Annotated in this window: 21 protein-coding genes; 14 read left to right on the forward strand and 7 right to left on the reverse strand. The window is 43.0% G+C overall.

The genetic code is table 11. The features are described 5' to 3' along the window. Positions 1 to 234 precede the first annotated feature (234 nt). Together mfd and SD449_RS16580 are read left to right on the forward strand one after the other, a co-directional pair. The gene (gene mfd / locus SD449_RS16575; protein ID WP_318312173.1) at positions 235 to 3,651 is read left to right on the forward strand and encodes a transcription-repair coupling factor; all 3,417 of its coding nucleotides are present in this window, start codon (positions 235 to 237) and stop codon (positions 3,649 to 3,651) included. Between the two features lie 424 nt (positions 3,652 to 4,075). Beyond that, entirely contained in the window at positions 4,076 to 5,086 is a 1,011-nt protein-coding gene (locus tag SD449_RS16580; RefSeq protein ID WP_318312175.1) for a hypothetical protein, read from the forward strand. A 37-nt stretch (positions 5,087 to 5,123) separates the two neighbouring features. Here the strand turns inward: SD449_RS16580 and SD449_RS16585 are convergent, their stop codons facing one another. From SD449_RS16585 to SD449_RS16600, 4 genes are all read right to left on the reverse strand, one after another. Beyond that, a complete protein-coding gene (locus SD449_RS16585) occupies positions 5,124 to 6,281 on the reverse strand; it encodes a serine hydrolase domain-containing protein (RefSeq protein ID WP_318312176.1) in 1,158 nt (385 codons plus the stop codon). A 183-nt stretch (positions 6,282 to 6,464) separates the two neighbouring features. Beyond that, complete coding sequence (locus SD449_RS16590) at positions 6,465 to 8,447, reverse strand: DUF3352 domain-containing protein (RefSeq protein WP_318312178.1); 1,983 nt, start codon at positions 8,445 to 8,447, stop codon at positions 6,465 to 6,467. Positions 8,448 to 8,522: 75 nt separating this feature from the next. Next, positions 8,523 to 9,182: an aspartate kinase gene (locus SD449_RS16595; RefSeq protein WP_207035716.1), complete on the reverse strand. Its 660-nt coding sequence runs from the start codon at positions 9,180 to 9,182 to the stop codon at positions 8,523 to 8,525. Positions 9,183 to 9,234: 52 nt separating this feature from the next. Continuing rightward, on the reverse strand, positions 9,235 to 9,594 hold the full coding sequence (locus SD449_RS16600) for a YraN family protein (protein ID WP_318312179.1): 360 nt from the start codon (positions 9,592 to 9,594) through the stop codon (positions 9,235 to 9,237). A 169-nt stretch (positions 9,595 to 9,763) separates the two neighbouring features. Between SD449_RS16600 and SD449_RS16605 the strand changes: the two genes are divergently transcribed. From SD449_RS16605 to SD449_RS16645, 9 genes are all read left to right on the forward strand, one after another. Continuing rightward, positions 9,764 to 11,275, forward strand: coding sequence for a DUF1800 domain-containing protein (locus tag SD449_RS16605; protein ID WP_318312180.1), 1,512 nt, complete (start codon positions 9,764 to 9,766; stop codon positions 11,273 to 11,275). A gap of 11 nt (positions 11,276 to 11,286) precedes the next feature. Beyond that, the gene (locus SD449_RS16610) at positions 11,287 to 13,005 is read left to right on the forward strand and encodes a DUF1501 domain-containing protein (protein WP_318312181.1); all 1,719 of its coding nucleotides are present in this window, start codon (positions 11,287 to 11,289) and stop codon (positions 13,003 to 13,005) included. Positions 13,006 to 13,148: 143 nt separating this feature from the next. After that, positions 13,149 to 15,245 (forward strand): methionine--tRNA ligase, encoded by a 2,097-nt coding sequence (metG, locus tag SD449_RS16615; protein ID WP_318312182.1) that lies wholly within the window; start codon positions 13,149 to 13,151, stop codon positions 15,243 to 15,245. A gap of 9 nt (positions 15,246 to 15,254) precedes the next feature. Next, positions 15,255 to 16,703, forward strand: a complete 1,449-nt coding sequence (locus tag SD449_RS16620) for a hypothetical protein (protein ID WP_318312183.1) — start codon at positions 15,255 to 15,257, stop codon at positions 16,701 to 16,703. Between the two features lie 63 nt (positions 16,704 to 16,766). Continuing rightward, positions 16,767 to 18,899: a Tex family protein gene (locus tag SD449_RS16625; protein WP_318312184.1), complete on the forward strand. Its 2,133-nt coding sequence runs from the start codon at positions 16,767 to 16,769 to the stop codon at positions 18,897 to 18,899. Beyond that, positions 18,900 to 19,802, forward strand: coding sequence for a histone deacetylase family protein (locus SD449_RS16630; RefSeq protein ID WP_318312185.1), 903 nt, complete (start codon positions 18,900 to 18,902; stop codon positions 19,800 to 19,802). 30 nt (positions 19,803 to 19,832) lie between these two features. Continuing rightward, a complete protein-coding gene (locus SD449_RS16635) occupies positions 19,833 to 20,675 on the forward strand; it encodes a phosphatase PAP2 family protein (protein WP_318312186.1) in 843 nt (280 codons plus the stop codon). 81 nt (positions 20,676 to 20,756) lie between these two features. After that, complete coding sequence (locus SD449_RS16640) at positions 20,757 to 20,918, forward strand: hypothetical protein (RefSeq protein WP_293166822.1); 162 nt, start codon at positions 20,757 to 20,759, stop codon at positions 20,916 to 20,918. A 73-nt stretch (positions 20,919 to 20,991) separates the two neighbouring features. After that, positions 20,992 to 22,545 carry a M20/M25/M40 family metallo-hydrolase gene (locus SD449_RS16645; RefSeq protein WP_318312189.1) on the forward strand — a complete coding sequence of 518 codons (1,554 nt, stop codon included), beginning with the start codon at positions 20,992 to 20,994 and terminating at the stop codon, positions 22,543 to 22,545. 70 nt (positions 22,546 to 22,615) lie between these two features. Here SD449_RS16645 and SD449_RS16650 read toward each other — a convergent pair whose 3' ends face one another. Beyond that, positions 22,616 to 23,020 carry a hypothetical protein gene (locus SD449_RS16650; RefSeq protein WP_318312190.1) on the reverse strand — a complete coding sequence of 135 codons (405 nt, stop codon included), beginning with the start codon at positions 23,018 to 23,020 and terminating at the stop codon, positions 22,616 to 22,618. 141 nt (positions 23,021 to 23,161) lie between these two features. Further along, positions 23,162 to 23,494 (reverse strand): single-stranded DNA-binding protein, encoded by a 333-nt coding sequence (locus tag SD449_RS16655; protein WP_318312191.1) that lies wholly within the window; start codon positions 23,492 to 23,494, stop codon positions 23,162 to 23,164. Between the two features lie 451 nt (positions 23,495 to 23,945). On the opposite strand from SD449_RS16655, the gene SD449_RS16660 reads away from it, so the two are divergent. The 3 genes from SD449_RS16660 to SD449_RS16670 all read left to right on the forward strand — a co-directional run bounded on the left by SD449_RS16660 (position 23,946) and on the right by SD449_RS16670 (position 25,680). Continuing rightward, positions 23,946 to 24,440, forward strand: coding sequence for a Dps family protein (locus SD449_RS16660; protein ID WP_318312192.1), 495 nt, complete (start codon positions 23,946 to 23,948; stop codon positions 24,438 to 24,440). Between the two features lie 53 nt (positions 24,441 to 24,493). Next, complete coding sequence (locus SD449_RS16665) at positions 24,494 to 24,964, forward strand: hypothetical protein (protein WP_318312194.1); 471 nt, start codon at positions 24,494 to 24,496, stop codon at positions 24,962 to 24,964. A gap of 113 nt (positions 24,965 to 25,077) precedes the next feature. Next, the gene (locus SD449_RS16670; RefSeq protein WP_318312196.1) at positions 25,078 to 25,680 is read left to right on the forward strand and encodes a GNAT family N-acetyltransferase; all 603 of its coding nucleotides are present in this window, start codon (positions 25,078 to 25,080) and stop codon (positions 25,678 to 25,680) included. Here SD449_RS16670 and SD449_RS16675 read toward each other — a convergent pair. Beyond that, positions 25,677 to 26,813: a glycerate kinase gene (locus tag SD449_RS16675; RefSeq protein ID WP_318312198.1), complete on the reverse strand. Its 1,137-nt coding sequence runs from the start codon at positions 26,811 to 26,813 to the stop codon at positions 25,677 to 25,679. The two genes, SD449_RS16670 and SD449_RS16675, sit on opposite strands and share 4 nt — an antisense overlap. Positions 26,814 to 26,934: the final 121 nt, after the last annotated feature.

Below are 26,934 nucleotides of genomic sequence, written 5' to 3' on the forward strand. Positions count from 1 at the left end.
CTCACGCGCCCGATGGTCGGTTCGAAATGACCAAGAACATCATTTTTGCTAATTCGTGAAATGAGTGTCAACTGCATACTGGCCTCCGACTTCGGACTCCCCATCTTCGCTCCACAAACTCGATACAACATCCTAATCTCACCAAACACACAAGTTCAACCTCATCAAAACAAACTCAAAAAACATTTTTAGTAAACCTTTTCGCGGTTTATCTTTGCCGCAAAGTTTTTTGGATTGACCAAAACCCCGATTTCACAACTTTTTGAACAGTCTCCCCAACTCGGGAAACTGAGGGACTGTATTGCCCAAACGCGAGACGAGCAATCGTCGGCATCACGAAAAATCAACATCAAAGGACTGGTGGGCTCCTCACTTTCCTTTGTGATTTCAGAAGCTTTCAAGTCTGCCGAATCGCCATTCTTACTGATTTTAAACGATAAGGAGGAAGCGGCCTATCATTTGAACGATTTGGAGCAGCTCATTGGTGAGAAAGACGTCCTTTTTTATCCAGGCAGTTACCGAAGGCCTTATCAAATCGAGGAAACGGACAATGCGAACATACTGCTACGTGCCGAAGTGCTCAACCGTATCAATTCCAGAAGAAAACCTGCGGTAATCGTTACCTATCCCGATGCGCTTTTTGAAAAAGTAGTCACGCGAAAGGAACTGGACAAGAACACCCAAAAGCTGAAAATAGGCGATGAGATCTCTTTGGATTTTTTGAACGAAGTGTTGTTCGAATATCAGTTCAAGCGGGTGGATTTTGTAACGGAACCAGGCGAGTTTTCGGTACGGGGCGGAATTGTTGACGTATTTTCATTCTCGCCCGATGAACCTTACCGTATCGAATTTTTTGGGGATGAAGTGGACAGTATCCGAACTTTTGATGTGGAGACCCAACTTTCCACGGACAAAGTGAAGAAAATCACCATTATTCCAAATGTGGAGAACAAGTTTACGGAGGAAATTCGGGAAAGCTTCTTAAAATATATTTCTGCCAATACCGTGGTCTTTGCCAAGAACCCTGCTTTGATCTACGACCGCATCGATTCCTTTTTTGAAAAAGCAGAGGAGAGTTTTGCCAAATTGAGCAAAGAGATCAAACACGCCAAGCCCAAAGAACTCTTTTTGGATTCAGCTTTGCTGAAAGAGCAGTTGAATGATTATGCATTCGTTGAAATTGGAAACACTTCTGTCACTTCGAGCGGAGTCGAGAAGCAGACAGAATCCTCTCCCTCGACTGCGCTCGGGATGACAGCTTCTTTTATCCAATTCAACACCAAACCGCAACCTTCCTTCAACAAAAAGTTCGACCTGCTCATTGAAAACCTCAACGACAATCGGGATGCAGGGTACAGCAACTATATTTTCTGTTCCACGGAGCAGCAGGCCAAGCGTTTTCACGACATTTTTGAGGAAGTGGATGAAACGGTGCACTACCAGACCATCATTTTTCCGTTGTTCCAAGGTTTTGTGGATCAGGATTTAAAGATTGCTTGCTACACTGACCATCAAATTTTTGAACGCTACCATAAGTTCCATCTCAAAAATGGCTATGCCAAAAAGCAGGCCATCACGTTGAAGGAACTCAACAAACTGGAAATCGGCGATTATGTGACCCACATTGATCACGGTATCGGGAAGTTCGTCGGATTGCAAAAAATTGATGTGGAGGGCAAAAAACAGGAAGCAATCAAACTAATTTATGGTGACCGAGATATCCTCTATGTCAGCATCCACTCCCTGCACAAAATATCCAAATACAACGGCAAGGACGGGGCACCTCCCAAAATATTCAAACTGGGTTCCGCAGCTTGGAAAAAACTAAAGCAAAAGACCAAGGCAAGGGTAAAAAAGATTGCTTTCGACCTTATAAAGGTCTACGCGAAACGAAGATTGGAAAAAGGTTTTCAATATGCGCCCGACAGCTATTTGCAACACGAACTAGAAGCATCTTTTCTCTACGAGGACACTCCAGACCAGGAAAAAAGCACCCAAGATGTAAAAAAAGACATGGAGAGCGAACGCCCAATGGATCGCTTGATCTGTGGTGACGTTGGTTTTGGGAAAACGGAAGTGGCCATTCGAGCCGCATTCAAGGCCGTGGACAATGGCAAACAGGTGGCTGTTTTGGTGCCGACCACCATTTTGGCCTTTCAGCATGACAGAACATTTAAGGAACGATTGAAGGAGATGCCCGTTACGGTGGATTACCTCAACCGCTTCCGTACCGCCAAGGAGAAACGTGAGACCTTGGAGAATTTGGAGAATGGAAAAGTGGACATCATTATTGGAACGCACCAGTTGGTGAACAAAAATGTGAAGTTCAAGGATTTGGGCTTGCTCATTGTGGACGAGGAACAAAAATTCGGGGTTTCGGTCAAGGAAAAGCTACGTTCCATCAAGGAAAATGTGGATGTGCTTACCTTAACGGCCACTCCTATTCCGCGAACGCTTCAATTTAGTTTGATGGCGGCGCGTGACCTTTCCGTGATCAACACTCCGCCACCCAACCGCTACCCCATCGAGAGCCAGGTGATTCGATTGAACGAAGAAATTATCCGAGATGCCATTTCATACGAAATACAACGGGGCGGTCAGGTATTTTTCATCCATAATCGCATCGAGAACATCAAGGAGGTGGCAGGAATGCTACAACGTTTGGTACCCGATGCAAAGATTGGAATCGGACACGGACAAATGGAGGGCAAGAAACTGGAAAACCTTATGCTTGCCTTTATGAACGGGGAGTTCGATGTTTTGGTCTCTACCACCATCATAGAAAGTGGACTGGATGTGACCAATGCCAACACCATTTTTATCCATAATGCCAATAATTTTGGGTTGAGCGACCTCCACCAGATGCGAGGGCGTGTGGGCCGAAGCAATAAAAAAGCCTTTTGTTACTTTATCACTCCACCCTATGAGGTGATGACCACCGAAGCCCGAAAACGTATCGAGGCCTTGGAACAGTTTACCGATTTGGGCAGTGGTTTCAATATTGCGATGAAAGATTTGGAAATTCGGGGTGCTGGTGACCTTTTGGGCGGTGAGCAGAGTGGATTCATCAACGAAATCGGATTCGAGACCTATCAAAAAATACTGTCCGAAGCCATTGAGGAACTCAAGGAAAATGAGTTCAAGGATCTGTATGATGAAGTTGAGGGCGACAAGGAAAAGGTATATGTGAAGGAGATGCAGCTCGATACGGATTTTGAACTTCTCTTCCCCGATGATTACATCAACAACATCACCGAACGCCTGAACCTCTACACCCAATTGAACGACGTGGAGGACGAGGAAGGCCTACAAAAATTTGAAGCACAATTGGTAGACCGTTTTGGTGAACTGCCCGAGCCCGCCGTGGATTTGATGAACTCCGTTCGTATAAAATGGATCGCCACGCATATTGGTCTGGAAAAGGTGATCATGAAAAAAGGCAAGTTCATTGGCTATTTTATTGCCGATCAGCAATCCAGTTTTTACCAAAGTGCGGTGTTCACCCAAATATTGCAATACGCACAAACACATCCGCAATTGGTAAAGCTCAAAGAAAAACAGACCCGAAATGGCCTACGCCTGTTATTGGTATTTGAAAGAATTACCACCGTGGATAAGGCGTTGAAGGTGTTGGAGGAGCTAGAGTCTTAAGTATTGATTTGACTTCGTCTACCACAAGATACTTTTTAAAAGGTTTTTAATTACTTTTCGGAAACCTTACATCTTTCTTCACAAAAGCATTATGATTGAAATAAAGCAAACTTTTCGGTATATAATCCATGTAATAAGAAAAACAACTTTGGGGCCATTGAGCCGAATTTTATGGCTTAAAAGAAGCATATTCAAATTTCTTCTTTCATTCGTCTGTCTTTTATTGGGTCTCTACAGCTACAATAACAATCTTTTATCCGAAGAAGGAAGTAAAATAAACTTTATTGTTTGGTTTATTCCAATCTTAATAGGTATTTCACTTCTAATTTATTCTATTATCAATTTTCTCCTTCTTCTTAGGATAAGATACAAGCGTGATGAGAACCCTCCTATAAAAAGCGCAACTTTAAATCTTCCAAACAGGTTGAAAACATTGGATTTTGTTATCAACCATAAAAAAGAGGTTCAATCCATACTATATGACCCAGAAGTAAATTTGATATTAAATCAAAGCAAAAACCTTATCAAGTTTGAAAAGAAGTCCTACCAGATACCTCAAGTCATCCAAGAAAATCTAGACTATTTTGTTTTGAATATGCCCGATGCTACTTGGGAAACATTTGACAGTTCCAAAGTAAGATTGACATCGGAAATAACAAAAAAATCTATAGAAGAAAACGATCCGATTATTCTTCAAAAGTCATCCTATTTTAAGGATAGATTATCCAATAGCATTGCGAAGTATAAATATCAAAAAGCTAATCAAATATTAAACCTTCACAATGAGTTTATCAAAACCGAAACGAATGAGGTAATCACATTAAACCTCTCAAAGCTATCCAATCAACTTGGTGCTAGCACCCTTTTGTTTACCAAAGACAACAACATAACTTATTTGGTGCAGGGTTCAAGAACAACAGAGAACAGGAATCGATGGGCACCCTCGGGATCTGGATCTTTTGATTTCTTTATACCTAAGGAAAAAATGTCTTTTAAGGACTATTGTCTAATTCAAGCTAAAAGAGAACTAAAGGAGGAAAGTAATTTGAAAGAAAAAGAGATTTTAAATATTGCAATATGTGGTTTCGGTAGGTACATATATAGGTATGGAAAGCCAGAAATATTTTGTGTTGCCACATCCTCTAAGATGTCTGATGAAATCGAAATCAGAGCTGAAGAATGGGATTATCAGGACCGAAATGAAATCAGAACCTTTAAAATTAAAGGAGATATTACAAAGAAAAACCTATTGGAGAAATTACATGATTTTAAATTATTATTGGAAAATACAGCAACATCAACTCCTTTAAGCAACGAATTTGAACAACAAGTAAGTGGACCTCTATATTGGAATGTGTGCTTTGCACTAGATTTTTTTAAAGCTCAACCTGATGAGTTTATAGCCAACTTTTTTAGTAAAAAAGTAAAAGTTTAGAGACAACTATCCTTTGGATATAAATACTAATCCATAGTTAAAAAGCCTCGTACACCTTCTTTACAAACTCCCCGATTTTTGAAGGTTCCAACCAACGGGTCACGATGACCAAACCACTTTTTTGATCCACCACGATAAAGTTGCCACCAAAACCAGCAGCGTAGAACACATGCTCGGGAACGCCGTCCCAATGTCTGCCGCCTTGTTGGTTGAGCCACCACATATAGCCATAGTTTACATTGGGCACAGATGGTGTTGTTGCTTTCTTGATCCAACTTTCACTAATGATCTGCTCATCTTCCCATTTGCCGTTGTTCAAGAACAAGGTGCCAAATCGAGCCATATCCTCGGTGGAAATAAAAAGTCCAGCTCCCGAATGTCCGCCACCTGTCACGGATTTCATTTTGATTCCATCCACAACCGTCCATGCATTATCGTACCCGAACCACCTCCACGATGTGGTCGCACCAATTTTGTCCATCACCTCTTCTTTGAGGACCATGGGCACAGGCTTTCTCCACACATGGGTGAGTGAGTAAGCGAGTACGTTTACACGGACGTCGTTGTATTCCATTACGGTACCCGGTTCGTTGAGTTCGCGAAATTTCCAATCGTCCAGACCACCTTCACTCGGTGGTCGGTCCGCCCAATCCTTACCGCCCCAAAGTTCGCCCGACCAATCGGAATTTTGCTGCAACAAATGCTCCCAAGTGATTTTGGAGTTGTGTTCACCATCAAAAGTACCGTCCCAAATATAGTCGACCACTTTGTCCTTGGTGCTCTTTATCAATCCTTGGTCCTCGGCCAATCCAGCTACCGTGGACAAAAAGCTTTTGGTTACGCTAAAGGTCATGTCCACCCGCTTGGTATCGCCCCAAGAAGCGAGTACATAGCCATTCATTAGAATCATGTCTGCTGGGCCGCCTCGTTTTTTGGTGGGTCCTAGAATCTCATGAAAAGGTTCCCGTTTGAAGCCTTCCAAAATGGCAATCCGTAAATCCCTGGAACCTGAATACTCGTTGGCATTGGCGTAATCTACCGCCTTGTCCAAAGCTGATTGATCATATTTGAATTGATTCTTTTCCGCCGTTTTCCATGCTGCGTGGCGCTCTGGAAAATTGATTTGTTGTGCGTTGACAGTAATAGTTGTGGAGAATACAGCGAGAAGTGTAGCTGCAACCAAGATATTTTTCATTTTTTGGAGGTTTGGTTTGGACAAGCAAGGTAATGATTGTTCGAGAACTGCTCCAATCACCGATTAGGATATTTTAAAAAGGATTCTTCGCTACGCTCAGAAAGGGAAACGAGATTTCTCACTGCGTTCGAAATGACGATTGCACATCATCAGTCATTTCGACAGAGCGTAGCGAGGAGAAATCTAAAACCGCTTTTTATGAACTTGATTGCCTTCTGTGTCATAGTAGCGCCAAGTGCCCACTTGCCCATCATCCCGAAAGCGACCACGGATTTTTCGGGTGCCATCCGAATAGAATTCTTCATATCTGCCATGTTTTAGACCATCTTTAAGGTCCACTTCAAAACGGATGTTCCCATTGGCATAGGTCTTACTGAAGGAACTCGCGTTCAAATCATTGGGATAAATGGGCCTTAAATCAAAAACCGCATCGGTGATTTCTGTGGATGCTGTACTTTGATTTGTGGTCACAACTTCAGTGTCTGGTTGGGTCATATCCATCACCTTTTTCACCTCCTGCACATCTTGATAGTTGAGCACCAATCTACTTTCGAACAAATCCTCTTCAGGGGTCAGTTGCAATCCCACCTGAGGAAAACAAATGATGAAATCCTTGTTCTTGCGCATTTTTTGCTTGGTGGCAGCATCGGCCAGGGCATACATATTATCAAACAGCAAAGGCACATTGCTGTACACGAACACAGTGGATTCTGAATCGAACCTTTTGTCAAAATTTTTGAATTCTTCCGAGGTCGCCAAAATATCCCCCTCCGATACTTTATCAATAATGCCCTTTAGGGTATTGGGACTGTCACTAAAGATCACAAAGTCATCAATCTGGGTGAAGTAGGGTTTATCAAACTCATCAAACCTACCGCCCAACAATATCTTAAAGAAACCCTTGATGGACAAAAAGTTGATTTCATAATCCTTATAGTTGACCGCCTTGAACTTTACAGGCGTCTTTTTACGGATCTGCTCCACCACAAAATCCAGATTGGTCTTGGCATCTTCGGCATCGTTCGCTTTGAGCACCAAGGCCATATCGTTTTTACCTTTGGTAATGTGTGATTGAATTTGAAGCACGGCGATTTCGTCCCCTATCCAACTCACAAAATTTTCCTTGACATTGATTTTGAGGAATTTTTCCACTTTGGCAATTCCCTTTTGATAGCTCTCGAACTGTTCTAGATCGTTCTGCTGGACCATCTCGAAATTATCGTAGAACTCAGCGAAGCTGTCAAACCCATAGCTGATATAAAGTGCCGTGCTATTGGGTGCCACTTGGGGAATGGAGCGTTCCGCGGTACCCGATTTTTGCAACGCCTCCAAATAATATTCGTTCACGGCGCTGATGTTGGTATATCCATTGGCGGTTAGCGTGCTGTTCTCGTCCAAATCAAAATAAAAGCCAGAGAACAAAAAGTTCTCGCTCACGCGTTGTACCCAATCGGAAGGTCTGTCGGAGTACATTTTAACGTAATCATCAAAATAATGGTACTGCACGTACATTCGGAAAAGATCTTCGTGCCCCACTTTTTGGTTGATTTCCAAAAAGTTGAGGTTACGCCCCAAAACAGGTTCCATATATTGATCTATGGAAGCCTCCACCAAGGTATGGGTGTAGGAAGCTATCAACTGATTTTTAATGAAAGACAAATACATCGTTTCCTTGCTGTCTCGATCGTGGACTTCCAAAATTTCGTGTTCGTGATAGGTTCGTTTGCTCAGTACATAACCATCATCCAATAAGGTATTGAGATAGGTTTTCAGCAATTGAAGTTTGGCAATGCGTTTCAAATCCAAAACATAAAAAATCCCGTAATCCTTCGGAGAGATCATGTGAATGGATATGAACAGGGAACGGTTGTCAAAAAACTCGAAGAGTTTATGATTGTCGTTGAAAATTGTATCTACCCGTTGAATATTCTCGGTGAGCTCGGAAAAATAGTCGTTCTTTTTAAGATGCTTCCACCCTTCGCTCTTACTGACTTTTTCCCAACTCTCCACGGGCCGCTCCGATTCAATAATGAAGACTGCATCCTTCGGAATCAGATAAATGGACTGTAGATTGGTCTTTGGGGAGAGTATAAAAATATAGGCCAAATAGCACAGGTACAGTACAATTAAGCCCAGAATGCCGTAAAAAATCCTTTTTTTGGTCATTTTTCCAAAAAGTGTCTTTTTCTACAACGAAGAAGATGCCCGTTTAGTTTAGACCTGAAAAAAAGGAACCCTATTTTACAACGATTTTAAATCTTTGATGGTCCTGAAAGCGACATCTACCTGCTCATCGTTCACCAAAATGGTAAACTCATTGGTGGTAGAGATCACTTCGTAAAGTACAATGCCTTCCCAGGCCAGTCGCTGAAATATAAAGTAGTAAATTCCAGGAACCGAAACATTCTCCGCAGGCAATTTTACGGTAATCGAAGAAAGTCCCTCGGCCTTTTGGGTGCAACGTTCCATCTTAAAATACTTTTCAACCACGCCGTCCATGATGTTGCTGATCACAATATTGATCTCGTTCACGCCCCGCGAAGAGGTATAGAAAACATCTTGGTTCGCATTCACCTCTTCCAGCAGTCGGGCCTGTTGTCCCAATATGGTATCCGAGGCCAAAAAAGTATAATCGGTAAGATTGGAGCGTACCGTAATCTCACCAATATTCTTGAGCACCTTCACAATTTTATGGGTAGCCCTGAACTCCAGATCATCCGACAAACGTTTAAGGGCCATCACTATAGCGCCATCTTTTACATCTTTGCCCAGCTCTTCGGCAATTTCAGGTTTGATCTGTCGGGACAAAGAAGTCAAATTGATAATCCCTTGTGCCAATGCGGTCTGCAAAAAAGGCTTTTTCTTGATGTAATGTTCTACTACAGCAGATATTGTTTTCATTATCGGTTGATTTTGAACAAAAATAACATATTGTTACAAAACAAACAAATGGTTAAAAATGATAGAATGCGTTTTTTAAGTGGTCAATTTTAAGATCATTGCCATTTTTCACCACGGTGACCACATCAAATCTCACTTCAAAATCCATGTCCGATTCTTCTACAAAATGATTGGCGGCCATTGTTAAAAGTTTGATTTTTTTAGGTGAGATCATATCGGAAACATCGCCCAAAAACCCAGAATTTCTAGACTTTACCTCAACTATTGCCAACACATTGTCCTTCTGCGCGATAATATCTATTTCTGCACTTAGGTATCGATAATTTCGGGCAACCACAGCATACCCGGATGCACGTAAAAAATCAACCGCCTTTTGCTCCCCTAATTTTCCAAATGCGTTGTGATTGGCCATATAATTTGTAAAAATCTAAAAATATAATGCATTTCATCGAAAAATTTGGTCGTTCATGGACTTTAGAACGTTAAGATTGTAATTTGTTGGCTCAATTGAACCACACCCAACATTAGCATAAACATATAGTTGCCCCAAACTATGTACCTAATTAACGCCAGACATTGCTATGGAGTACTTCATCAATTGTAATTCCTCAACCTTGGCGCTGTACAATACTCCATTGGACGAGTTGCGTGCGGCCCACTTGTACCGAAGGCTTGGTTTTAGCGCCTCTGTACAGACCATTAATGCTGCTGTTGGACAAACAGCTGGGACGCTTGTTGATAATTTGGTAGATCAAGCACTTGCTGCCCCGACCATACCCCCGCCGGAATGGGCAGATTGGAACGATGCCAATTATCCTGCAGATGACGATTTGGCCCGCCAAATGAGAGGGGCCCAAATTGAAGATTTTACCACCGCCTACGGAAATGCCTTGGTAAACAATGATCTACTGGACCGGATGAGTTTTTTCTGGAGCAACCACTTTGTTACCCAGTTAGAAACTTATAATTGTCCCGGTTTCCTATACTATTATATCAATTGCCTACAGCGCAACGCCTTGGGCAACTTCAAGACCTTTACCAGCGAAATTGGCCTTACCAGTGCCATGCTCTACTACTTGGACGGTGTTCGTAACCGTGGGAACAACCCCAATGAGAACTATGCCAGGGAGCTGTATGAGCTTTTTACCTTGGGAGAAGGAAACAATTATACCGAAGAGGACATCATAGAAACTTCCAAGGCCCTCTCCGGATACACCGAACGCGGTGAAGAAGGATGCACCCCTGTGACATTTGACCCAACGGAGTTCAACACCGAGAACAAAACCATATTCGGTCAAACGGGGAATTGGGGCTACGATGACGTGATCGATATTCTTTTCAATGAAAGAGCGGATGAGATAGGATGGTTTATCTGTAAAAAATTATACGAATTCTTTGTTCATCCCGATTCAACCAGTGATGATGGAGGAATTGCCCCTCAGATCATCGACGGTTTGGCACAAACCTTTATCAGCAGTGGATTTGAAATAGCGCCAGTGCTTCGCCAATTATTTAAAAGTCAGCACTTTTTTGATGAAACCGCTATCGGTGTCATCATCAAAAGCCCTGCCGACCTTTATTTTAACCTATTGAAGGAAACAGGGTTCACCTATGATGACGGAACCATTATCAACATGGTCGATGCCTGTTCGATGATCGGACAACGTTTTTTTCAACCGCCCGAAGTGGAAGGTTGGCAACGGGACCGAACTTGGATCAATACCAACTTTATAATTGGTCGATGGTTGACAGCGGAGTTCTTTTTGGAACGCTTTTTCCAGAATGACCCCGAGCAGTTCAGAACCTTGGCTATGGAAGCTGTTGGACCTGCCAATAGCAACACCAGCAACCCCGAAATTGTGGTCACGGCATTGGTAAACAAGTTTACGCCAAAAGGTCTTTTGACAGACGAAGATTTTGGAAGGGCCATGGATGCCTTCAAAATTGACGATGTGCCAGAGGATTACTACTCCCCCGATTATTATCCTGGAGGCAACGGACAATGGATGCTTCAAATGAGCGCGGAAGCACCAACACAGGTCTATATCCTGTTACGTCATTTATCCAGAGAACCCGAATTCCAACTCAAATAACCCCATCAATCATGTGCGATAATCACCATACCCACGATAATTCTCCCCACAAGGGCCTTGAACATGAAGGCCACGACAAAGAACACAAAAAATGGAGCCGACGCTCCTTTGTACAAGCATTGGGCATAGCCGGTTCAGGTTCCATGTTCTTGGGCAGCCATTTTATTTCGGCCTCCTCACCTTCACCGCTCACCGCGGCGGTAGCAGCGGCCGAAACGGACAATATTCTGATTCTCATCCGACTATCTGGTGGAAACGACGGACTGAGTACCGTAATCCCAATTCAACAATATGATACGTATGCCAATGCCAGGCCCAACATCTATATCCCGGAAAGCAAGGTCCTAAAACTTACGGACGATTTTGGTGTGCCCACCTACATGAGCGCCCTGGAATCCCTTTGGGGCGATGGCCAATTTAAGGCCGTGCACGGCGTAGGGTACCAGAACCAAAGTCTGTCCCACTTTACAGGTTCCGATATTTTTGCCAATACGGATTTGACTACGACCGGGTTTTCAGGAGAGAATACGGGCTGGATGGGCAGACATTTTGAGGAACTTTATCCTGATTACTTGATTACTCCTCCACCTGCTCCCGCGGCCATTCAAATCGGCAACTTGGCAAACATGATCTTCCAAGGAGAAGAAACCAATTATGCCTTCGTGACCAACAATGTGGACCAGTTGGAGCAAATTGCCGAAACCGGTGCTTTCTATGAAATCGAGAATGCCCCCTTCGACAACTGTATGTATGGCGACCAACTCCGGTTTTTGCGAGGTGTTGCCAATACAACCTACGAATATGCAGGCACCATTCACGATGCCTACATGAGAGGGCAGAACCAAGTAGAATATCAGGACAATGGCTTTGCCAGACAATTGGCACTGTTGGCCCGTTTGATCAAAGGAAATTTGGGCACAAAAGTATATATGATCTCCATGGGAGGATTTGACACCCACGGAAATCAGCCCATTGTACACGAACGTTTAATGTCCAACCTATCCATTGCCATCAACAACTTCTACGAAGATCTCGCCTTTACCGAGCAAGATGACAAAGTATTGAGTATGACCTTCTCAGAATTCGGTCGAAGAATTTTTGAAAACGGCTCCAATGGTACCGATCACGGAAAAGCTGCCCCTACCCTGTTCTTTGGGTCAGGATTGAGCGGAAGCGCCTTTGTTGGGGAGCACCCCTCTTTGGACGAACCCAACAACCGTGGAAACTTGGAATACACCATGGACTTTAGGGATCTCTACGGAACCGTATTGGCCGAATGGTTGTGCGTTCCAAGAGCATCCGTAGAACAACATTTATTGGGACACCCCTACAAGGCCATAGATCTTGGCTTTAATTGTAGCGGCGAAACTTTTGATGACATCGCCATGGACAATGATCCGCCAACTTTGCCCGATACACCACCAAGTCAGGATCCATTGGACCCCAACATAGATATTTTGGACACCATTCAACATGCGGCGGTTTACCCGTCAACATCACCACGGAATCCATACATTCATTTGGAAATGCCGGTTTCCGCACATGTCGATATTGAACTCTTCAATATTTTGGGACAGCGTGTGGGCACCCTGTTCAACGAAATGATGTTGGAAGGCGCAGTGGACATCAACATACGCGAGCGTATGCGGGACAGTTTGTCCACAGGAAAATATATCTATCGAATCTCCGTGGGAGATAAAAAAATGAGCAAATCGGTAATGATAGCCTAAAGAAGCGGGAAACTTTGTTATCCATTTTTTCGGAACCCTTCGATAATGCACCCCTCACCCCAAATAGGGTCGCATTTTCGGGGGTTTCGTTTTTTGTGTGTATCCCGTTAAAATCAGTATTTTTGGGGCCTAATTAGATTTAAATGGCTCAAAATACATCACCTTCCAGATACACTATTACTGCGGCACTGCCCTACACCAACGGTCCTATCCATATTGGGCACTTGGCCGGCGTATACGTTCCTGCGGACATTTACTCCCGTTATTTGCGATTAAAGGGCAACGATGTGGCCTTTGTCTGCGGCAGCGACGAGCATGGTGTAGCCATCTCCATGAAGGCCAAGAAAGAAGGTGTCACTCCAAAAGAAATTATTGATAAGTACCACAGCATCATCAAAAAATCGTTTGCTGATTTTGGTATTTCTTTTGATAATTACTCCAGGACTTCGGCGGAGGTTCACCACAAGACCGCTTCGGAATTTTTCAAAAAAATGTACGAGCAAGGGGACTTTATCGAAGAGGAAACCGAACAATTGTACGATGATGAGGCCAAACAGTTTTTGGCGGACCGATTTGTCATTGGAACCTGCCCCAAATGCGGACACGAGGAAGCCTATGGCGACCAGTGTGAAAATTGTGGCTCCTCATTGAATGCCACGGACCTTATCCATCCAAAATCCACCATTACAGGAACTGTACCCTCACTAAAAAAGACCAAGCATTGGTTTTTACCATTGGACCGATATGAGGGGTTCCTAAAAAAATGGATTCTGGAAGAGCACAAATCCGATTGGAAACCCAATGTCTACGGACAATGTAAATCTTGGATAGATGAAGGCCTAAAACCCAGAGCCGTCACCCGTGATTTGGATTGGGGCATTCCCGTTCCCGTAGAAGGAGGAGAAGGAAAAGTGCTTTATGTCTGGTTCGATGCCCCCATCGGTTACATTTCCTCAACTAAGGAATGGGCCGAACGTGAGGGCAAGGATTGGGAACCGTATTGGAAGAGTAAGGACACTAAATTGGTACACTTTATCGGTAAGGACAACATTGTGTTCCATTGTATCATCTTCCCAAGTATGTTAGAGGCCAATGGTGACTACATTTTACCCGACAACGTTCCCGCCAATGAGTTTTTGAACCTTGAAGGCAATAAACTATCCACTTCCAAAAACTGGGCAGTCTGGTTGCACGAATATTTGGAAGAATTCCCGAATATGCAAGATGTACTTCGTTATGCGTTGACGGCAAATGCACCGGAGACCAAGGATAATGATTTTACGTGGAAGGATTTCCAGTCAAGAAACAACAATGAACTCGTGGCCATTTTCGGAAACTTCGTGAACCGAGTGGCTGTGTTAACGCATAAATATTATGATGGAGTTGTGCCAGCACCGGCTGAATTCAAAGCCGTTGATGAAGAAGCCTTGGAAGCGCTGAAAGCATTTCCGGAGACCCTTTCCAAATCATTGGAACGCTACCGTTTCCGCGAAGCCAGTCAGGAGTTAATGAACTTGGCCAGATTGGGCAATAAATATTTGGCAGACCAAGAGCCTTGGAAATTGATAAAAACCGATGAAGAGCGCGTCAAGACCATTATGTTCGTGGCGCTTCAGATTGCAACGGGATTGGCCATTTTAAGCGAGCCTTTCTTGCCGTTTACATCGAATAAATTAAAGGGGATTTTACGTCATGCTGAACTTGATTCAGCATCCCATTGGGATGAAATTGCTACACGTGATGTTCTTCTCCCCGCCGGACACCAACTCAACCCGAGCGAACTACTCTTCAGAAAAATCGAGGACACCGAAATTCAACAACAACTGGATAAATTGGAAGCCACCAAAAAAGCAAATGCTTCGACTACTATCAGCACAGGTACCATGGATAAAGAAACAGCTCCCTTAAAGAATACCATCACTTTTGATGACTTTGCTAAACTTGACTTGCGGGTCGGGACCATTATCGAAGCCGAAAAAATGCCCAAAGCAGATAAACTTTTGATTTTAAAGGTAGATATGGGACTTGATACCCGGACCATTGTATCGGGTATTGCCAATAGCTTTACACCAGAGGATATTGTAGGCAAAAAAGTAACCGTTGTCGCCAATTTGGCCCCAAGAAAATTGCGGGGAGTGGAAAGTCAAGGTATGATTTTGATGACGGAAAATAAAAATGGTAAATTAGTTTTTGTCAACCCGGACGAACAAGACGTCACGAATGGGGAAACCATTAACTAGTATTATACCATGAAAAATCCATTTCTGATTCTTTGCCTTTTATTAGTCCAATTTTCGATATCCCAAGAAAAATTTTTAGAAATATCGAATGACCTAAAAGAAGGTAGCAGAAAGGTACATACAGCTTTTACGGTTATCGACGAAGAGACTGGAAATTTTGCGCTATTCTTGGACGATGACAATAAAATGTATGGCTTTTTGTTTTCCCCTTCCCTAAAATTAATCAACAGGTTTGCCTCCGAAGGACTTCCGAAAAAGTACAACCAAATAATTGGCTATTCCATACTTGATAAAAAGATTCGTCTCTTTTTGAAAGATAAAAATGATAAGACTTTCGGAAGTGTCCTGTTTGATTTTGAACAAGGTATTACCCAAGAAACGCTCTATGATTTCAAACTAAAACAGGAGTTTTTCGTAGAAGGTTACTCCAATGCATCAAAATTTCATTTGATTACCATCCCGAAGGATAGTAACCTGTTTCATGATTATATTTTTGAAGAGGGCAAAGAATTGGTACAGGAAACCATAGACCTATCAAACGAATCTTTTGTGGATGATCAAGGAACTCCAAAAAGCCTCAATACCATTATGTCCACTGGCGGAAACGTTCAAACTATAGGAAGCCAATATAGGTTTCAAGTGGATAAAATTGATTCAGAAGCCCCAAATTCTGTTGAAAGTACCAGTAACATTGTAAAAATGTATCCTGGGAAATCTGGTTTTACGTTATCGATCGATACGCAAAGGCGCACCTATATCATTGATATTTCAACCCAAACATTACAGCCTTTGGTCTCTTCTATAGAGAAACCTTATTTACCGGCAGCAGTTGTAAACTCAAACTCCTTCATCCTTGAAGATAAAATTTATATGATTTCTGCAACAAGTGATGACATGGCATTTTCTGTAAAAACGCTGGATTCTGGGGAAGAACTGAAAAATATTGTTATAACCAAAGATGATGAAATAACCTTCAGCAACACTCCAATTATTCAAGAAGGGGGAATGTATAGCAGTTACCGGGAAATGGAAAAGACCAGTAAATTTCTAAGAAGGCTCGGAAAGGAAGATATAGGAGTAGCAGTTTCTAAACATAAAGGCAATTATGTGGTCACCATGGGTTCCAAAAAAGAAATTTCGAGAGGTGGAGCACCTATGATGATGCCCGGTGTTGGTTTTCCCATGGCATCTGCGGGTGCATTTGCAGTAACCTTTAATCCCACCTTTTTTGCCTACGGTAGCTACTCATCCACAAAAGCCACCAGAATTGAATGTTTGTTTGACGAGAATTTTAATCACAAAGAAGGTGAAATTCCCAAAAATAGCTTCGACCGTATTAAGGAGGCCGCAGACAAGTTTCCTTCCACAGATGCCGAAACAGTATTTCGATTGGACGATTCCTACATTTGGGGGTTTTACAATAAAAAATTGGACAAATACATCCTGTATAAGTTTTAATGCCAATAGCTTTTGCTGTAGCGATCACTCCAATTCCACGCCTACTTAAAATTCTTTAATATCATGCAACTTGTTCCCTATATCGTTAGCCACACCCATCTTTCGGAGAAAAGTGTGGAGAATACGGTTTCTCTTTTAAACCAAGACTGTACCATTCCCTTTATTTGCCGATATCGAAAAGAACTTACTGGAAATTTGGACGAGGTCCAGATTGGTGCCATCGTTGAATACAAAAACCAGTTTGAGGCTTTGGAAAAAAGAAAGGCGGCCATCATCAAAGCTGTCGCCGAACAAGATGCCCTTACTCCCGAACTGGAAGCCAAGTTTCTGAACTGTACCGACCTTACCAGTTTGGAAGACCTCTACCTTCCGTTCAAAAAAAGTAAAAAGACCAAGGCCGAGACCGCACGAAAAAATGGATTGGAACCTTTGGCCAAGATCATTATGGCACAAAGGAGCGATGAAATTGAATACATTGCTTCCAAATACCTCAACAAAGATGTAATTAACGAAGACGATGCCCTCGAAGGAGCACGCCATATTATTTCCGAGTGGATCAATGAGCGCACCGATATCCGTAACCAATTGCGGAGTCAGTTGGAACGGCACGCCCTGATCACTACCAAAGTCGTAAAGACCAAAAAAGATGATGAAAAGGCCCAAAAATTCCGAGATTATTTTGATTGGAGCGAACCTTTGAACCGATGTCCATCCCACCGATTTTTGGCCATTTTGCGTGCGGAAAAGGAAGGTTTTATCCGAGTAAAGGTCGAGATAGATGATGAAAGGGCACTTCAAAATATCGAAAGACGCATCATTAAAACCAATAAAGCCTGCGCAGAACAAATCGGGCTGGCCATTGCGGATGCCTACAAACGACTGTTGTTACCATCCCTATCCAACGAACTTTTAAAAACGGCCAAGGAAAAGGCAGATGCGGATGCCATTCAGGTGTTTTCGAAAAATTTAAAGCAACTGTTGCTCGGCGCTCCTTTGGGTGAAAAGCGAATTTTGGCCATCGACCCAGGTTTCAGAACGGGCTGTAAAGTGGTCTGTTTGGACGAGCAGGGCGATTTAAAGCACAACGAGACCATTTATCCCCATCCACCACAGCGAGATAGTTCCGGTGCCATCAAAAAGATAAGTTCCTTGGTGGATGCCTATAAAATAGAGGCCATTGCCATTGGCAACGGAACGGCATCGCGAGAGACCGAACAATTGGTAAAGCGCGTACCGTTCAAAAAACCAATTGAGGTGTTCGTGGTCAGCGAAGCGGGTGCATCCATTTATTCGGCATCCAAAATTGCCCGCGAGGAATTTCCAAATTATGATGTTACGGTAAGAGGAGCGGTTTCCATTGGTCGACGTTTGGCTGACCCTTTGGCGGAATTGGTGAAAATCGACGCCAAGTCCATCGGGGTTGGGCAATACCAGCACGATGTGGACCAGACGCAATTAAAAACCTCCTTGGACACGGTAGTCGAAAGTTGTGTGAACTCCGTCGGCGTCAACATCAACACGGCGAGTGTACCCCTTTTGAGCTACGTTTCGGGCATTGGGCCGAAACTTGCGGAAAATATAGTGGCCCATCGTAACGAAAATGGAGCCTTCAGAAGTAGGGAAGAAATTAAAAACGTACCTCGATTGGGAGGAAAGGCCTTTGAACAGAGTGCAGGTTTTTTGCGCATCAAAAATGGAGACAATCCTTTGGATGATTCGGCCGTTCACCCAGAAAGCTACGGTTTGGTATCAAAAATGGCCAAGGACCAAGGTGTTTCCCTCAATCAAATCGTTGGAAACAAGTCCGCCTTACAAAGTATCAATCTTAAATCCTATTGTACCGAATCCATTGGAATGCCAACCTTGGAGGATATTCTAAAAGAATTGGAAAAACCAGGATTGGACCTTCGCGAAAAGGCCAAGGTGTTCACCTTTAATCAGAACATCAAGGAAATTACCGATTTGCGGCAAGGACAATTGCTGCCCGGCATCGTCAACAACATTACCAACTTTGGCTGCTTTGTGGATATCGGCATCAAAGAAAGTGGCCTTATCCATATTTCCAACCTATCGGATACTTTTGTAAAAGATGTCAACGAACACGTGAGCCTTCATCAACAGGTAGTGGTAAAAGTCTTGGATGTGGACGTGCCCCGAAAGCGGATACAGTTGGCATTGCATAAACAAGGTGCCTAAATGCTCAAAATCGCCTATCACCCCATTTACAAACACCCATTGCCCGAAGGGCATCGGTTCCCGATGATCAAATACGAACTACTGCCCCAGCAATTGTTGTATGAGGGCACTTGCACGAAGGACAACTTTTTTGAGCCTTCCTTTCCCGAAGACCGTCATATTTTAGCGGCCCACGATGAGGAATATTATCGCAATCTGGTTGGTTTGCAACTATCCAAGAGAGAAGCAAGAAAGATAGGTTTCCCTTTGAGCGAGGCACTCGTGAAACGGGAACGCATTATAGCGGACGGCACCATCAAAGGTTGTCGTTTTGCCCTTGAAAACGGCATTGCCATGAACATTGCAGGGGGAACGCACCACGCCTACTCGGACAGGGGCGAAGCTTTTTGCATGCTGAACGACCAAGCTATTGGGGCTAGATATCTTTTGAACCAGAAACTGGCCGAAAAAATCTTGATCGTGGATTTGGATGTGCATCAGGGCAATGGTACGGCCGAAATCTTCCAGACCGACCATTCTGTTTTTACCTTTTCCATGCACGGTAAGGGCAATTATCCCTTCAAAAAGGAAACCTCGGATCTTGATGTTCCTTTGGAAAAAGGCACCACGGATGAAGAATACCTATCCATTCTAAAAAAGACGTTACCAGAGTTAATGGAGGTGGTCCGCCCCGATTTTATTTTCTACCTCTGCGGGGTGGATGTGCTGGAAACCGACAAGCTGGGAACTTTGGCCATGACCTTGGACGGCTGCAAGGAGCGGGACCGTTTTGTGCTTCAAACTTGCCATGATGCCAACATCCCGGTACAATGCAGTATGGGCGGAGGTTATTCCCCCGAGATCAGGATCATAGTAGAAGCCCATGCCAATACTTTTCGCTTGGCACAAGATATTTATGGCTAATTTTACCGTCTATTTTTGTTTTACAATCTCATGAGACTTTTTAGATACTTTGCTTTTATCCTATTGACCACTGCCATGAACGGTCAGGAACTTCATCAAGAAAAAGAAAAAAACCTTTGGAACAACTTTACCTATGATGTAGGGAACATGTTTGGCGGAGTTGGTTATTCGTATTCCCGTCCCTTTCACTGGCAGGGAAACGATTGGGCCAATTTTGGATATTTGACCGGGGGTACACTACTTCTATTTGCCGTTGATGATGAACTCAACAGATGGAAAAATGGTTTTGATCAGGACGTACCGGATGTCATTATGGATTATGGCCACGAATATGGTAGTCCAGAAAACAATTACATGCTGACAGGGGGTGTTTATCTTGCCGGCTTGTTCACCAAAAATGAAAAATTGAGGCGAACCGGGGTACTCTTAATCTCTTCTGCCACCGCCGGAGGGTTCCTCCAACAAGTGAGCAAGCGCATTATTGGTAGGGCAAGGCCAAAAAGCGGAGCAGGTTCGGCAACTTTTGACCCATTGCATTTGGATAGGGTGTACGATTATGACTCATTCCCGTCTGGTCATGCCATGTTGGCCTTTAGTAATGCTTACGCGATTGCCAAACAATTCAAGAGTCCTTGGGTAAAAGGTGGTCTGTACACTGTGGGTATGATTCCGGGCCTTGTACGTGTACTGGATGATTTTCATTGGTTTTCCGATGTTGCCTTCAGTACGGTGCTCAGTATTTTTATTGTGGAATCCATCGACAAATACCTCGATTCCAAATATGATGAAAAGTACAACGACCAACAGCCTAAAAACGTAAGCTGGAATCTTTCTTTTGGCCCCAACACTTTGGGGGTTTCCCTTCAGTTTTAATGCATTGGAAACACAATTATGTTAAATTTTATTTAGATTGATTTAAAATAATTATTTTTGTCTCCTATTTCGGTTCTATCCATGGGAAAGAAAAAGGACAAAAAGAAACTCAAAAAAGCAAAACTTAGGGAGTTACCGCCAACTGGCAAGGTAAAATCCAAGTGCTGCGAAAAATACAAGAAGAGCGAAAAAAAACGCTGCAAAAAATGTCCTTGCTTTGATTTGATGAAAAAAGTAGCCTAGTCATCTCGCTTAAATCACTTGCCTCCTATTCAATTTCTGGTATTTGTCCTATTTTTAGGGCAAACTAGAAACCATGATCAAAAAAACCTCCCTTTTATTTACCATGCTCCTTTTGTCCGGCATATTCATGTTGGCACAGGACAAGGACGCAGTGATTGAAGCCATCGTTCAAGAAGCCAACGAAAACTCCCAACTCGAAATCCTTGGCCATCAGCTTATGGATGGTATCGGACCTAGATTGGTCGGTACCCCACAAATGAAAAATGCCCATGATTGGGCGGTTGCCAAATACGAAAGTTGGGGAATACCTGCCCGCAACGAGCAATGGGGCGAATGGAAAGGCTGGGAACGGGGCATTAGCCATATCGATATGGTACATCCCAGAGTACAGAGCCTAAGGGGAACCCAACTGGCCTGGAGCCCAAGTACGCCCAAAAAAGGAGTGACCGCAGAACTGATTGTTTTACCTACCATTTCGGACTCCATGGAATTCAAAAATTGGCTTCCGAATGTTAAGGGCAAGCTGGTCATGATTTCCATGCCACAACCCACAGGAAGACCCGATTACAATTGGGAAGAATTTGCTACCGAAAAGTCCTTTGAAAAAATGAAAAAGGAACGCGAGGAGCAAACTGAGGCTTGGGACAAGAACATGTCCAGAACTGGACTGGACCGTCGTAGTCTGCCTGCCGCCCTTGAAGAAGCAGGTGCGGTTGGTATCGTAGCCTCCTATTGGTCCAGAGGTTTTGGCGTAAACAAAATTTTCGGTGCCTATACCAAAGAAATCCCGACCGTTGACTTGGAATTGGAAGATTATGGGATGTTATATCGATTAGTGGAATCGGGGCAAAAACCGCAGCTTCATATTGTAGCAGAATCGAAAGAATTGGGCAAAGTACCTACCTTCAACACTATAGCCGAGATCAAAGGTTCCGAAAAGCCGGATGAGTATGTGATTCTATCCGCACATTTTGATTCTTGGGACGGTGGCACCGGAGCAACCGACAACGGTACTGGAACTTTGGTAATGATGGAGGCCATGCGCATTTTGAAAAAAGCCTATCCCAACCCAAAACGAACCATTTTGGTCGGACATTGGGGCAGCGAAGAACAAGGGCTTAACGGTTCCAGAGCTTTTGTTGAGGATAATCCAGAAATTGTTGCGGGCGTACAGGCTGTTTTCAATCAGGATAATGGAACTGGTAGAGTGGTTAGGATTTCCGGTGGTGGATTTTTGAATTCCTATGATTATTTAGGAAAATGGTTGCATGAAGTTCCCAAAGAAATTACCGATGAAATCGAAACGACCTTTCCCGGAACCCCTGCCCGTGGCGGTTCGGATTATGCCTCTTTTCAAGCTGCGGGAGCTCCTGCCTTCAGTCTGAGTTCTTTGAACTGGTCCTATTGGAACTATACTTGGCATACCAACCGGGACACCTACGACAAAATTATTTTTGATGATGTAAGGAACAATGCCATCCTCACGGCAATTCTTGCCTACATGGCCAGCGAAGACCCTGAAAAGACTTCAAGGGAAAAAGCTGTGCTTCCAATAAGTGATAGAACGGGAGAGCAATTGGAGTGGCCAGAGCCACGCTCACCTGAACGCAACGGAGGGCAGAACTAAAAAAATATTTGAGACAAAAAAAGCGCCCCATGATCAGGGCGCTTTTTACTTAACTAACTAAAAGGCACAATCAAAAAATTCGGGGAGAATCAATTTGAACAATGATGTCCGCAGGATCTCCTAAAAATGTCTTGTTGTCATAATAAATAAAGTAGCGCTTTGCTTCTTCAAAAAACAGTTCGCTATGTGTACAATGGGAGCTGCAAGCTTTGGCGTGTTGTGAATACGCTATTCGTTTTCCGTTCAAATAACTATGGTACCATTCGCTGTTTTGTTTCCTTAAATCGTTCTCGTAGCGCTTTTGGTCCTTCCAAAAATCCTTTTCATCCTCTGCATTCATGAACACAAAATACTGTTCGTATTGTGCATCCTTTATCGCGAGATTTTCATAAAAGGAATTTTGCTCCTCTTGTGCAGATGTCAAACTTGACCAGCCTACAGTAAACAGTACCGCAAAAAGAATTTGTAATCTCATCTTTTGGGTTTTTAATGATTAACTTATTCATTTACTAAAGTTCTGGCGTTTGCCTTAATAACAACTCAAAGAGGATTTACCCTAATCCCAAATTGAAAAAAGGGGCCAATTGCCCCTTTTTCTTGAAAATGCTTCTGCTTTTTATTTTCCAAGCATTAAAAGTTCGTTGCATTTGATTTCGGTGATATATCTTTTTTCACCTTCATTGGTCTCGTAGGAGCGTGATATTAATTTGCCCTCGATGATGACCTCTTTGCCTTTGGCCAAAAAATTCTCGGCTATCTCCGCCAGCTTTCCCCATGCCACGATGTTGTGCCACTGGGTATCCGTAATCTTTTCCCCTTTCGCGTTCTTGTAGGATTCATTCGTTGCAATGGAGAACTTTGCGAGTTTGCTCCCATTTTCCAACACGACCATTTCAGGATCGTTTCCAAGATTGCCGATCAATTGTACTTTGTTTCTAAGTGAATTCATAATAGTAAGATTTAAGTGATTTATATTTTACATCGAAATCCAATCCGACGAGGCAAACTTAGATGCGTTACAAAACATTATTTGGTTTGTAATCATTTGTTTTCGTTTGTAAACGTATGTAAACGATTACAACCACTTGCAATTGTTTATATCGTTATGGAACAAGGTCACTTCTAAAAGAATATAAGACAAAAAGGAGGTGCAAGTAGAAAGCATCCCCCATCAGCAACGCTAAGCGTTAAACTTAGTTAAATAATTGATTTTCTGATATATAATATTAATTTATTATAAGAAACGAATTATAAAATCTTGGAGTTTCGTGTCAATAACGGTCATTTTCGGACCAAACAAACATTTTACATCTATTGCATCAAGAATTAAATCTTTTCAATCGATCTATTCGTTGATTGACCCGTAATTTTAGGTATAACAAAAATCAAAAATCTATTATATGGAAGCTATTAAAGCAAAAAACAAAACATTTAAAAAACTAGGGTTCACCTATTTGGAAACCGCCGAAATCGTGGTAAGCTTAAATACCCTTTTGGCCAATTACCAAGTATTTTACAATAAACTCAGAAACTTTCACTGGAACATCGAAGGTCAAGACTTTTTTGAGCTTCATGAGGAATTCGAAAACGAATACAATACCGTGAAAGAAAATATTGATATCGTGGCAGAAAGAATCAGGGTATTTGGCGTAAAGACCAATTTCACCATGAAAAAGACCTTGGAGCTTTCCAACATTGAAGAGCAGGAAAAAAATATTTCTGCGCTCGAAATGGTAAGGGAAGTACTCCACGACTATGAAATTCTGCACGATAGCATGCTGGATGCCGTAAATGCATCCCTCGAGACCGGCGACGTTGTGACCGAGAACATGTTGACCGAGTTTATGACCGAGCTGGAGAAAAGACACTGGATGTTCACCTCTTTCCTAAAGTAGGAAAAATTGGGTCCTTCCAGAACACTGATTTGTTAACCATTAAAAACAGAACTATGAAAAAGTTACTCACTATACTATCAATCTCAACCCTGACGGCATTTGCCGGATATGGGCAAAGCCAAAATGGGATGATGAACGCAACCAAGGAACTGAATACCTTCACCATATCTGAAAATGGCAAGGAAAAACAATACAGTGTAAAAGTCATGGAACAGAGGGATTATACCATGAAAATGGACCAAAAGGACAAAGGAATGGTCAATCAAGATAGAAAGCCCTCATCGGCATACGTTACCAAGTTGGTAGCCATTGACAATGATGCCGATAAAAACTATGATGACTATATGGTACTAAAATACAAGAGCCCGAAGAAAAGTAAATTCGAGCTAGTACCTACCGATAAAGGATTTGACATCAAAGTAGATGACAAATCAATGCAGTACCATGTTGTGGAAAGCACATATTTGATCAATAAGAAGGATAAAGACTTCTTTATTGTTGAAGAATTCAGTGATTCACAATAGGTCATATAATTTCGTTTTTTGATTGATGTAAGAGCCGAGAACAATGTTCTCGGCTCTTTTTTTGTGCAACAATCGAAACATTTAAACCTATATTTGGGGCATAAATTCAACCTATGGAATCCTGGTTAAGTCCCGTACAACTGGAAGGCGAATTGGTAAAGCTCGTTCCCCTGCAAAAATCGCAAAAAGTAGATTTGGCATTTGCGGCATCCGATGGAAAACTTTGGGAACTGTGGTACACCTCCGTGCCCTCTCCCAAGACCATAGATTCCTATTTGGACATTGCGCTTGCCGAACAAGCATCGGGCAAGGCACTTCCCTTTGCCATTATCAATAAAAGAACCAACACCATAGTGGGCAGCACACGCTATTTGAACGTGGATGCAAAAAACAAGCGAGTGGAAATCGGGGCAACTTGGTACGCTAAAAAAGCACAACGAACAGGAATCAATACCGAGTGCAAATATCTATTGCTCAAATATGCCTTTGAAAACCTGAACTGCATTGCAGTAGAGTTCCGTACCCACTTTCACAACCATCCTTCCAGAAATGCAATTCTGCGTTTGGGGGCCAAACAAGACGGTATTTTACGGAATCATAGATTGGATGAATCCGGTAACCTTCGTGATACGGTGGTATTCTCCATTTTGAACAGCGAATGGAAGACCGTGAAAAAATCCTTGGAGTTTAAAATGGAAAGAAGTTATTTGGGCTAACCCTTGCCCCTTTTTAATAAACGTGCAAAATTATAACTGGCCAGCTCCAGGTTTTCGGCGCTTTTGGCCTTGGCATCATCCAAGTTTCCAATTTGATTGAGAATGGAAACAGCATAGTCCAGCCCCATTTGTTGCATTTGTTCAATCGTCACATCAATAGATCCACAAAATGCCGCAACGGGAACATTGTGCTTTTTGGCAGACTGCACTACCCCATTTATGGTTTTTCCCGAAAAGGTCTGTCCATCCAACTGCCCCTCTCCCGTAATCAACCAATCGGCACCCTGCAAAACCTCATCAAAATTGGCCAGTTCCATTACCAAATCCACGCCAGAGGCCAATTCTGCATTTAAAAAGACTACAGCGCCCCCTCCCAAACCTCCAGCGGCACCTGCTCCAGGTATCTGTTGCACGTCAACATCAAAAGTGGATTTTAGTACGGAAGCAAAGCTTTCCAAGCCCCTGTCCAATAATGCTATTTCTTCCTCGGATGCCCCTTTTTGTGCCCCATAAATTCTGGCAGCCCCATTTTCACCATAGAACGGGTTGTTGACATCACAGGCCACTTGAATCTTGGCATCGGACAACTTGGGGTTCACCTGATTCCTTTGGATTTGTTGCACCTTGCTCAAATGCTTTCCAATCGGTTCCAACTCGTTTCCATCAGCATCCAAAAAAGAATGGCCCAAGGCCTTCGCCATGCCCATACCCCCATCATTCGTGGCACTACCCCCAATGCCGAGCACAATGTTCTTTGCACCTTTTTCAAGGGCGTCCGCAATCATCTCGCCCGTACCCAAGGTGGTGGTCTCCATACAGTTCAATTCGGATTTGTTCAGCAATTTATAGCCGGAAGCTTCGGACATTTCAATAAAAGCGGTCTGTTTGTCTTCAGAAAGCAGATATTGGGACTTGATTTCCCTAAAAAGCGGGTCCTTCACGGTCACCGAAACCATCGAAGCATTGAGATAGTCGGCCACTACATCAATGGTACCATCGCCGCCATCGGCCAAGGGCCTGTTCAAGATTTCGGCATTTGGAAAAACTTTTTTGATGCCCCGGGCAACGATTTCACAAAATTCGCGTCCTGTAAGGGAGCCTTTATATTTATCTGGTGCCAAAATAAATTTCATCCCTACAATGTACTCAAGTTTATCGAGTTAACCCAGACAATTTGATCATCACAGGGACAAATTACAATGCGGCACAGGTTTTGAACATAAGGTGGAAGTATTTACCTTTAATAAAATTAAA

This window comes from Flagellimonas crocea, from assembly GCF_033441595.1.
GTDB lineage: Bacteria > Bacteroidota > Bacteroidia > Flavobacteriales > Flavobacteriaceae > Flagellimonas > Flagellimonas crocea.